Annotated in this window: 8 protein-coding genes; all 8 read right to left on the bottom strand. The window is 70.8% G+C overall.

All coding sequences use genetic code 11. The features are described from left to right. On the bottom strand, positions 1-176 hold a 176-nt coding region (locus tag ACFVV1_RS13545; protein WP_356332173.1), incomplete at its 3' end, for a flavodoxin-dependent (E)-4-hydroxy-3-methylbut-2-enyl-diphosphate synthase. Between the two features lie 4 nt (positions 177-180). Then, positions 181-1200: an adenosyl-hopene transferase HpnH gene (gene hpnH, locus ACFVV1_RS13540; RefSeq protein WP_389989067.1), complete on the bottom strand. Its 1020-nt coding sequence runs from the start codon at positions 1198-1200 to the stop codon at positions 181-183. A 5-nt stretch (positions 1201-1205) separates the two neighbouring features. After that, positions 1206-1865 carry a 1-hydroxy-2-methyl-2-butenyl 4-diphosphate reductase gene (locus tag ACFVV1_RS13535; RefSeq protein ID WP_389989065.1) on the bottom strand — a complete coding sequence of 220 codons (660 nt, stop codon included), beginning with the start codon at positions 1863-1865 and terminating at the stop codon, positions 1206-1208. Next, positions 1865-3865 carry a squalene--hopene cyclase gene (gene shc, locus ACFVV1_RS13530; protein WP_389989063.1) on the bottom strand — a complete coding sequence of 667 codons (2001 nt, stop codon included), beginning with the start codon at positions 3863-3865 and terminating at the stop codon, positions 1865-1867. The genes ACFVV1_RS13535 and shc overlap by 1 nt, the downstream gene beginning before the upstream one ends. Positions 3866-3972: 107 nt before the next feature. After that, positions 3973-5073, bottom strand: a complete 1101-nt coding sequence (locus ACFVV1_RS13525) for a polyprenyl synthetase family protein (RefSeq protein ID WP_389989061.1) — start codon at positions 5071-5073, stop codon at positions 3973-3975. Further along, positions 5070-6458, bottom strand: a complete 1389-nt coding sequence (gene hpnE, locus ACFVV1_RS13520; RefSeq protein WP_389989059.1) for a hydroxysqualene dehydroxylase HpnE — start codon at positions 6456-6458, stop codon at positions 5070-5072. Before hpnE ends, ACFVV1_RS13525 begins: the two co-directional genes overlap by 4 nt. A gap of 118 nt (positions 6459-6576) precedes the next feature. Continuing rightward, positions 6577-7497 carry a presqualene diphosphate synthase HpnD gene (gene hpnD / locus ACFVV1_RS13515; protein WP_389989057.1) on the bottom strand — a complete coding sequence of 307 codons (921 nt, stop codon included), beginning with the start codon at positions 7495-7497 and terminating at the stop codon, positions 6577-6579. Between the two features lie 29 nt (positions 7498-7526). Continuing rightward, entirely contained in the window at positions 7527-8447 is a 921-nt protein-coding gene (gene hpnC, locus ACFVV1_RS13510; RefSeq protein ID WP_389989055.1) for a squalene synthase HpnC, read from the bottom strand. Between the last annotated feature and the right edge of the window lie 474 nt (positions 8448-8921).

Genomic DNA, 8921 nt, shown 5'->3' with positions numbered 1-8921 from the left:
TGCAACGTCGCACCGATGTCCGACGTACGCGTCGTCGTCATCGACTGCACCGACACCGGCGCATCCCCGCCCACCGCAACCGACCCGACCTGGATGCGCCGCGAGTGGCGGCGCATCGCGAGCGGCCGGGCCGGCAGCTCGGGGAGACCCAGTGCGACCGGCTCTCCAGCGGTCATGACGTCACCGGCTCCCGGAGACGGTCTCGCGCGCGGCGCGCAGGGATTCCTTCAGCGATCCCATGGTGGCGAGGACGGCGGTGGGCTCGTAGCCGCAGTGCGCCATGCAGTTGGCGCAGCGCGGGTCCTTGCCGCGGCCGTACTTGTCCCAGTCGGTCTCCTCGATGAGTTCCCGGTACGTGGGGACGTACCCGTCGCTCATCAGGTAGCAGGGCCGCTGCCAGCCGAAGAGCGAGTAGTTCGGGATCGCCCACGCGGTGCACGGGAAGTCGGCCTTGCCCTCCAGGAAGTCCAGGAAGAGCGGCGAGTGGTTCAGCCGCCAGCGGGACCGGTTGCCGCCCGCGAACGACTTCTTGAAGAGTTCCCGGGTCTGCTCGACGCCGAGGAAGTGCTCCTGGTCGGGCGCCTTCTCGTACGCATAGGCGGGCGAGATCATCATCTCGTCGACCTTCAGGTCGTCGTTGAGGTAGTTGAGGACCTCGATGACGGTCTGCGGGGTGTCGGTGTTGAAGAAGGTGGAGTTCGTGGTCACCCGGAAGCCGCGTCGCTTGGCCTCCTTGATCGCCGCCACCGCCTCGTCGAACACGCCTTCCTTGGCAACCGATTCGTCGTGCCGCTCCCGCAGCCCGTCGATGTGCACGGCAAAGGCGAAGAACGGCGAGGGCGTGAATTTCTCGATCTTCTTCCGCAGCAGCATCGCGTTGGTGCAGAGGAAGACATACTTCTTCTTCGCCACCAACTGCCGCACGATTTCGTCGATCTGCGGGTGCATCAGAGGTTCGCCACCAGCGATGGAAACCATCGGGGCGCCCGATTCCAGTACCGCGCCGACAGCCTGGGCAACCGGCATGCGCTGCTTCAGAACTCCGGCCGGATGCTGGATCTTCCCGCAGCCCTCACACGCCAGATTGCAGGCGAACAAAGGCTCCAGCTCGACAATGAGCGGGAATTTGTCCCGCTTGCGGAGCTTCTGTTCAATGAGGTACGTCGCAACCTTGATGGTCTGACGGAGCGGCATGGCCATCTAGCTCACCTCCTGGGGAGCAGCAGAGATCGGTGCCATTCATAGAAAGCCGGCAGGACGGCACGGAGAACACGGAAAGCCGATATTCCACCGCGTATCGTCCCGATGCGGACGAGCTCGTGCTCCGGAGCGTCCACGACCACCCGTACGGCCGCAACCGGGCGCGGCCCGGACCGCAGGGCGGCGCGAAGGGTGGCGGCGGACTCCATGTCCACCGCGATCGCTCCGGTGGCCTGCAGCTCGGCCCGCTCATGTCCGCGTACGACATGGGCGGAGCCGGTCAGCGGACCGGTGTGGACGGTGCGGCCGGGCACGGTCCGGGCAACGGCCTCGGCGAGCAGGACCGTGCCGGTACAGGCCGTCGGGTCCCCGGCTCCCCGGGTCTCGTCGGCGACCACCAGGTCCCCGGGGTGCATACCGGGTGACAGCCCGGCGCAGAAACCGGAGGCGAGGACCGCCGTGCCGGGTACCCGGTCCTGACCGAGCGCCTGTGACACGGCCGCCTCGGCGGCCTTGGCGCCCATGCCCGTACGCAGTACGGTCACCGGGCCCGGAGCCGCGCCGGCCCTGCCTCTGCCGCTGCGCAGGGCGAATTGCTCGATGCCGAGCGCACAGGCGATCAGCAGCGGGGCTGCGGAGCCGGCCGGCCCCGGACCATCGCCCATCAGGCCCCCTTGCGGGTGGCCGTGCGGTCGGCGAAGGGTTCGCCGTGCACGTACCGCCCGAGTGCGGTGAGCGGGAAGACCTGTCGGTAGAGGTGGTAGTTGATGGAGAAGTCCCAGGGGAAGCCGGTGCCGGTGAAGTACGGCTCGTCCCAGGAGCCGTCGGCCTGCTGGGTCTCGGTGAGCCAGCGCACTCCCCGCTCCACGGCCACGCTGTCCCGCCGCCCCGCGGCGAGCAGCGCGAGCAGTGCCCACGCGGTCTGGGAGGCGGTCGAGGCACCGTGCCCGATCCACTTGTCCTCGTGGTACGAGCGCAGGTCCTCGCCCCAGCCGCCGTCGTCGTTCTGCACGGACTCCAGCCAGCCGACCGCCCGGCGGATCGCCGGATGCGTGCCGGGCAGCCCGGCGGCCACCAGTGCGGGCACCACCGACCCTGTCCCGTATACGTAGTTGACGCCCCAGCGGCCGAACCAGCCGCCGTTCGGGTCCTGTTCGGCCAGCAGCCACTCGATGCCGCGCCGGGTGGCGGGGTGCGCGGACCGTCCCTCGACGGCGAGCATCTCCACCACGTGCCCGGTGACGTCCGCGGACGGCGGGTCGATGACCTCACCGAAGTCGGAGAAGGGCAGCCGGTTGGGGAACGGACTGGTGTTGTCCGCGTCGAAGGCGCCCCAGGCCCCGTTGCGGGACTGCATGCCGAGGTTCCAGCGCACTCCGCGCTTGATGGCGGCCTCGATCCGTGCCGTGTCGGGGTGGTGGACCCGACGCAGCGCGAGGACCACCTCCGCGGTGTCGTCGATGTCGGGGTAGTTGTCGTTGTGGAACTCGAACGCCCAGCCACCCGGGTCGAGACGCGGGCGGCGTACGGACCAGTCGCCGGGCCGGGCGATCTCCTCGCCGAGCATCCAGTCCGCGGCCTTCACGAGTGCCGGGTGGTCGGGACGGACCCCGGCGTCGGCGAGGGCGATGGTGGCGAGGCAGGTGTCCCAGACCGGGGACTGGCAGGCCTCGATCATCCGGGCGCCGTCCTCGCGCCAGACGGCGAACCGGTCGAGCGATTCGAGTCCGGCCCGCATCACCGGGTGGTCCAGGTCGTAGCCGAGCAGGTGCAGCGCGATGACGGAGTACACGGCGGGTGGCTGGATGCCGCCCCAGCAGCCGTCGTTCTCCTGGCGTTCGATGATCCAGCGGGCCGCGGCGTTCATGGCGGACCTGCGCAGCTTGCGCGGTGCGATCCGGTGGTAGAGGTGCAGCGCCTTGTCCAGGCGCTGGAAAACACCGTCCCAGCTCACCGCAGGAGCGGTGCGTCCGGGCGGGTTCGGATGATGTGGATCGGTGTGCAGCTCGTCGAGCGCGAAGGGGGCCGGGCGCACCGGCCGCTTCGCCGAGACGATGGTGAGCGGCACGATGGTCTGGCGGGCCCAGCAGCCGAAGTCATAGATGTTGAGGGGAGCCCATTTGGGAAAGAACATCAGCTCGGGCGGCATCTGAGGCAGGTCGTCCCACTTCCACCAGCCGAAGAGGGCGAGCCAGATCCGGGTGAAGACGCGGCTCGCCGCGATTCCGCCCTGTTCCCTGATCCATCCCGCGGCCCGGGCCATGTGCGGTTCGTCCGGCCGGTCTCCGGCCAGCCGCAGTGCCACGTACGCCTCGATGGTGGTGGAGAGCTCGCCGGGGCCGCCGTGGAAGGTGGCCCAGGTGCCGTCGCCGAGCTGTTCGCCGCGGATGAAGCGGCCCGCCGCCTGGACGACGGCCTGGTCCTGGATGCCGAGGAATTGACGGAGCATCAGGTCTTCGGCGTCCATGGTGACGTTGGTGGCGAGGTCGCCCTTCCACCAGCCCTGCTCGTCCTGCCTGCCGAGGAGATGCTCCACCGAGCGTTCCGCGGCCCGCCGCGCGGCGGCCTGTACGTCGTCCGCGGCGATGGTTGTATCGGTCGGATTGCTGGCCGAGGCTGCGCGGGGGTTCACAGCCCCGGTGCTTCCGTCGGTCGTCGCTGTCATGGCTTCCCCTTCGTGCAGTTTGGTCCTCTGCTGTGCTGGGGTCTCCGTCGGCCGGCGCCCGGACGGGCACCGGCCGGCGACTGCGAGTCATATGGAGCAGATAGTGATCATCTCTTTCGTACGACGACGAAGTCAGCGAGCGCTGTGAGCTGCGCCCGCACGGTGGGCGGCATCTCGACGCGGTGCAGTGCCTCGATGGCGACCGCATGCTGTCGACGGGCCTCCTGGGCGGTCCATTCACGGCCGCCCGCCTCCTCGATGAGCGCCGCGCGGGCGGCGAACTCCTCTTCGGAGAAGCTGTCGAAATCACTGCTCTTGGCGTCGGCGGCGAGCAGTTCACCGAGGCGCTCCGAGGCCGGTCCGCCCGCGGCGAGCGCGGCGACGACCGGCAGCGACTTCTTGCGCTGGCGCAGATCGCTCCAGGTCTGCTTGCCGGTGGACCCGGGGTCGCCCCAGATGCCGAGCAGATCGTCGACGGCCTGGAAGGCGAGGCCGAGGTGGTGACCGTACGCCTCCAGGGTGTCGGCGGTACGGTCGTCGGCGCCGCCGAGGACCGCGCCGATGGAGCAGGCGCAGGCGAGCAGGGCGCCGGTCTTGTTGCCCTCCATCTCCAGGCACTCCTCGACGGTGACCCGCTCGCGGTGCTCGTAGGAGATGTCCTGGGCCTGACCGTCGATGAGCTTGCGGGTGGCGACGGTCAGCCGGCGGGCCGCCCGGCCCGCCTCGACGGTGCCGAGCTCCAGCAGGATCTCGTTGGCGAGCGCGAAGAGCGCGTCGCCGACGAGGATCGCCTGGGCGGGGCCGTGCACCTTCCAGACGGTGTCGCGGTGGCGGCGCTGTTCGTCGCCGTCCATCAGGTCGTCGTGCAGCAGCGAGAAGTTGTGCACGAGTTCGACCGCCACGGCGCCGGGGACCCCTGCCTCGGCGGCGGCACCGGCCGCCTCCGCGGACAGCAGGGCGAGCGCCGGGCGGACGGCCTTGCCGCCGTCGCCGTCGGAGGGCCGTCCCTGGGCGTCGATCCAGCCGAAGTGATAGGCGGCGACGGTGTCCATGGGCGGTGCGAGCCGGTCAACGGCGGCCCGGAGCACCGGCGTGGAAAGGGCCCGTCCGCGCTCCAGAAGCGCGGTGACGTCCGTGTCGGCCACGGTGTCGAAAGCCGGATTCGCCGGGGTCACTGACTCTCCTCTTGTTCCGGTGGTACTGCTCATGCCGCCTCCTGCAGCGGATGTTCATGGGAGCGGCCGAGCGCCCGGAGCGCGGCGTCCGCCGCGCTGAACCCGCTGCGGACGGCACCCTCCATCGTCGCGGGCCAGCCGGTGGCCGTCCACGCTCCGGCCAGGCTGAGGCCGGGGGCACGGGTGCCGGCTCCGGGCCGCAGTCGGCCGACGCCGGGGGCGGGGGCGAAGGTCGCCGTGCGCTCCCGGGTGACGAAGAAGTCTCTGATCCCGGCCCCGCGGGCGGCCGGAAGGAGCCGCTCCAGCTCGGGCAGGTAGCGCGCCCGCAGCTCGGCGACGGGGAGGTCGATCTCCTCGTCCGCCGCGGACTGGGACACCGCGAGGTACTGCCCGGGGCCGGTGAGACCCGAGGCGTGCGTACGGTCGAAGACCCACTGGACCGGGGAGCCGAGCGCGGCGAAGAACGGGCGGCGCAGCACCTTGCGGTCGTAGACGACGTGCACGTTGAGGATCGGCGAGGTGCCGATGTCGAGCAGCCGCTCCGGCGCGTCGAGCGCCCCCGCGGGCAGCAGGTCGTGGGTCTCGCGCTGGGGGACGGCGAGGACGACGGTGTCCGCCTCGATCCGTTCGCCGCCGGCCTCGACGGCCCAACGGCCGTCCTCCGTACGGGTGACGGAGGACGCTCTGGTGCGCAGCTCGGTGCGTACCCCGGCGGAGTCGAGTGCCTTGCGGGCCAGTGTGTCGTGGACCTCGCCGAGCGGCACGCTCGCCCAGCCGATGTCGGCGGCGCCGGGCTCGGAGAGGAGTCCGGTCTTGAACACCTTCGCGGCGAGGGCCAGCGAGGAGTTCGGCGCGGTGGCGTTGAGCGTGGCGACGCCGACCAGGTCCCAGAGGGCCTCGATGGTGCGCGGCGACTGGCCGTGCCGGGTGAGCCAGCTACCGAAGTCGATGGCGTCGAGCGCGGGGTCGTCCGGGTCCAGGCGGCCCAGCGCCAGTGCGGCGCGTCCGACGCTCGCCCGCTCGGTGAGCGAGAGATGCGGATAGCCGACGAGTCCGGCGGCGAGGTGGAACGGCACGGGCAGCGCGTTGCGGCGCAGCCGTCCCAGCCGGGGGCCCGCGGGGCGTCCGACGTCGAGAACGGGCACGTCCAAACGGTTTTGCAGGGGCGCCAGGCGCGTTCCGTCGACGCGGTCGAGGAACCAGCGGTAGGCGGTGCAGCAGCGCAGGTAGACGTGCTGTCCGTTGTCGACCGTCAGTTCGCCGCGCCGGAAGGAGAAGGCGAGTCCGCCGAGCCGGGGCCGCCCTTCGAGCAGGGTCACGTCAAGCCTGGCGTCGGCGAGTCGCAGGGCCGCGGTGATGCCGGCGAGTCCGCCGCCGATCACGACCGCGTGGGAGGGACGCGGGGCGTCGTTCGTCATGCGCCCTCCTTTCGCCGGGTCACTTCAGTCAGGGACGCGTCAGTACACCAGAGGGTTGACCACCGATGGAAGCGCGTTTCCGTGCCGCACATGGTGCGCGAGATGTCCGTACGGCGCATCAGACACGCCCCCTGGCCGTCCGGCGGGAGACGTAGCGCGCGTCGAGACCCGAGAGTCCGCGCACCGCGACATACGCCTTCTCGTGGCCCGGCAGCGAGACCCGGCCACGCAGCACCGCCTCGGGGTCGCGCTCGATCCGGTCCAGCAGCCGGCGGTAGATGCCCGCCATGGCCGCGACGCAGGCGCCGCTGCGCCGGTCCAGCATCGGCAGCAGCCGGTATCCCTCGGCGAACAGGGTACGGGCACGCCGTACCTCGAAGTGGACCAGGCCCGCGAAGTCCGCGCCGGGCGGCGGAGTGGCCCGGTGGAACCCGGCCGAGCAGCCGAACTTGGCGAGATCGTCGGCGGGCAGATACGTACGCCCGTTGCCGGCGTCCTCGCGGACGTCGCGCAGGATGTTGGTCAGCTGGAGTGCGAGGCCGAGCGTGTCGGCGTACTCCGCTGCCCGGTCGGCGCCCGGAGCGCCCGGTTCCGTACCGAAAACACCCAGGCTGAGGCGGCCGATGGCGCCCGCGACACAGCGGCAGTAGACCTTGAGGTCGTCCCAGGTCTCGTAGGTCGCGCCGCGCACATCCATCAGCACGCCGTCGATGAGTTCGTCGAGCCCGCCGAGCGGGAGCGGGAATCTGCGCGCGGCGTCGGCGAGCGCGACGGCCACCGGGTCGGTGTCGTCCTCGTCGATCGCGCCGTCGCGGATCCGGCCCAGGACGGTGCGGGTGCTCTCCAGTCGGGTCCGCTTGATCTCCGGCTCCAGCTGGCCGTCACCGATGTCGTCGACGCGACGGGAGAAGGCGTACAGCGCCGACATGGCCTGTCGCTTCTCGGCCGGCAGCAGCCTGATGCCGTACGCGAAGTTACGCGCCTGCTGTCCGGTGACCGCCTCGCAGTAACTGTATGCGGCCTGTACCGGTGCCGACATGTACGTCGTCTGTCCCTCCACGGTCCGGCTCACCCCTCTCTACGCGCTCTTCGCAAGACAACTCCCACCTCGCGCAGCAGGCTGGGCTTGGTGGGCTTGGGCGGTCCGGGCAGTACGTCGAACCCGGCGGCCGCGATCGCGGTGAGGGCGGCACGCCCCCCTCCCACGAATCCGGCGAGAAGCAGCTTGAGCCTGCCGTGGACGCTACCCACCAAGGGGGTGCCTTCATTCAGCAGTTCCCGAGCGCGTTCTGCTTCGTACGCAACCAGTGAACGCACCGATGCGCCCCCCGAGGGGGCGGTCAGCTCGGCTTCGCGGACGTGGAACCGGGCCATGTCGTCCGCGGGCAGGTAGATCCGGTCGGCGGCGAGGTCCTCGGCGACGTCCTGGAGGTGCTCGACGATCTGCAGGGCCGTGCAGACGGCGTCGGAGCGGCGGATGCGTTCGGGGCTGGCGGTCCCGGTGATCTGCAGGACCAGCCGGCCCACGGGATTGGCGGAGAGCTCGCAGTAGGCGGCGAGCTCCTCGTACGTCCCGTAGCGGCGGACCTTCTGGTCCTGCCGGTTCGCCTCGATGAGGCCGAGGAAGGGTTCGGGGGTGAGCGAGCAGCGCCGCACGGTGGGGCGCAGCGCGCGCAGCAGGGGGTGGTGCGGACCCTCGCCCGCGCTGTCGAAGACCCGGCGCAGATCGGCCTCGAAGGCATCGAGCATGGCGAGCCGGTCGTCGGTCTGCTCGGGATCGAGGCCGAGGTGGCGGGCGTCCGCGCCGCCGGGGGCGAGGTCGCCGTCGCCGATGTCGTCGACGAGGCGGGCGTAGCCGTAGACGGCCATCAGGTCGTCACGCCAGGCGCGCGGCAGAAAGAAGGGGGCTACCGGGAAATTCTCGTCAGCGGCCTTGTCGAGGGTGCTGGGCGCGGCGGCATCGTGGTGCGCCTGCCGGGTAGGGGTCACCACCGACCGCCCGGCGCTGGGACGGCGTGAGCACCTCGGAGCTGGAGATTTTCCGTCATAGCCGTCACATCTCCCGTTCTACACTGCTGACCCAAAACATCCCATTCCGGACACGCCGCCCGCTCTGCCGAGTGCGGAGCACGCCGTCGGGCCGTATGGCCAGGCGGTATCGCCCCACTTGCAACGAATCAGCACCGGTACAGCTTACGTTGTACAACGCTCATCGATACGTCGGGGTCTTGCGCGCAGAGGAACAACGCGTCCTGCCCCGCCAACCTTCCCCGTGCGCAAGGAAATTGACGTCATCCGCCGGGAGGAGATCTTGTCCGGGGCGTACCGCCGGGCGTGCAGGCCGGCCGGCGGGATCCGCGGTCCGGACACCGAGGCGGGCGCCCCCCGCGCGGTGCGGCGGGGGGCCCGCCCCGGTCACGGGGCCGAAAAACCCCCGAATTTACGGGGGCGCGCGCGGACGCC

The sequence above is a fragment of the Streptomyces sp. NPDC058092 genome (assembly GCF_042884935.1).
In the GTDB taxonomy this organism is placed as follows: Bacteria; Actinomycetota; Actinomycetes; order Streptomycetales; family Streptomycetaceae; genus Streptomyces.
This window is presented reverse-complemented; position numbering and strand designations above follow the sequence as displayed.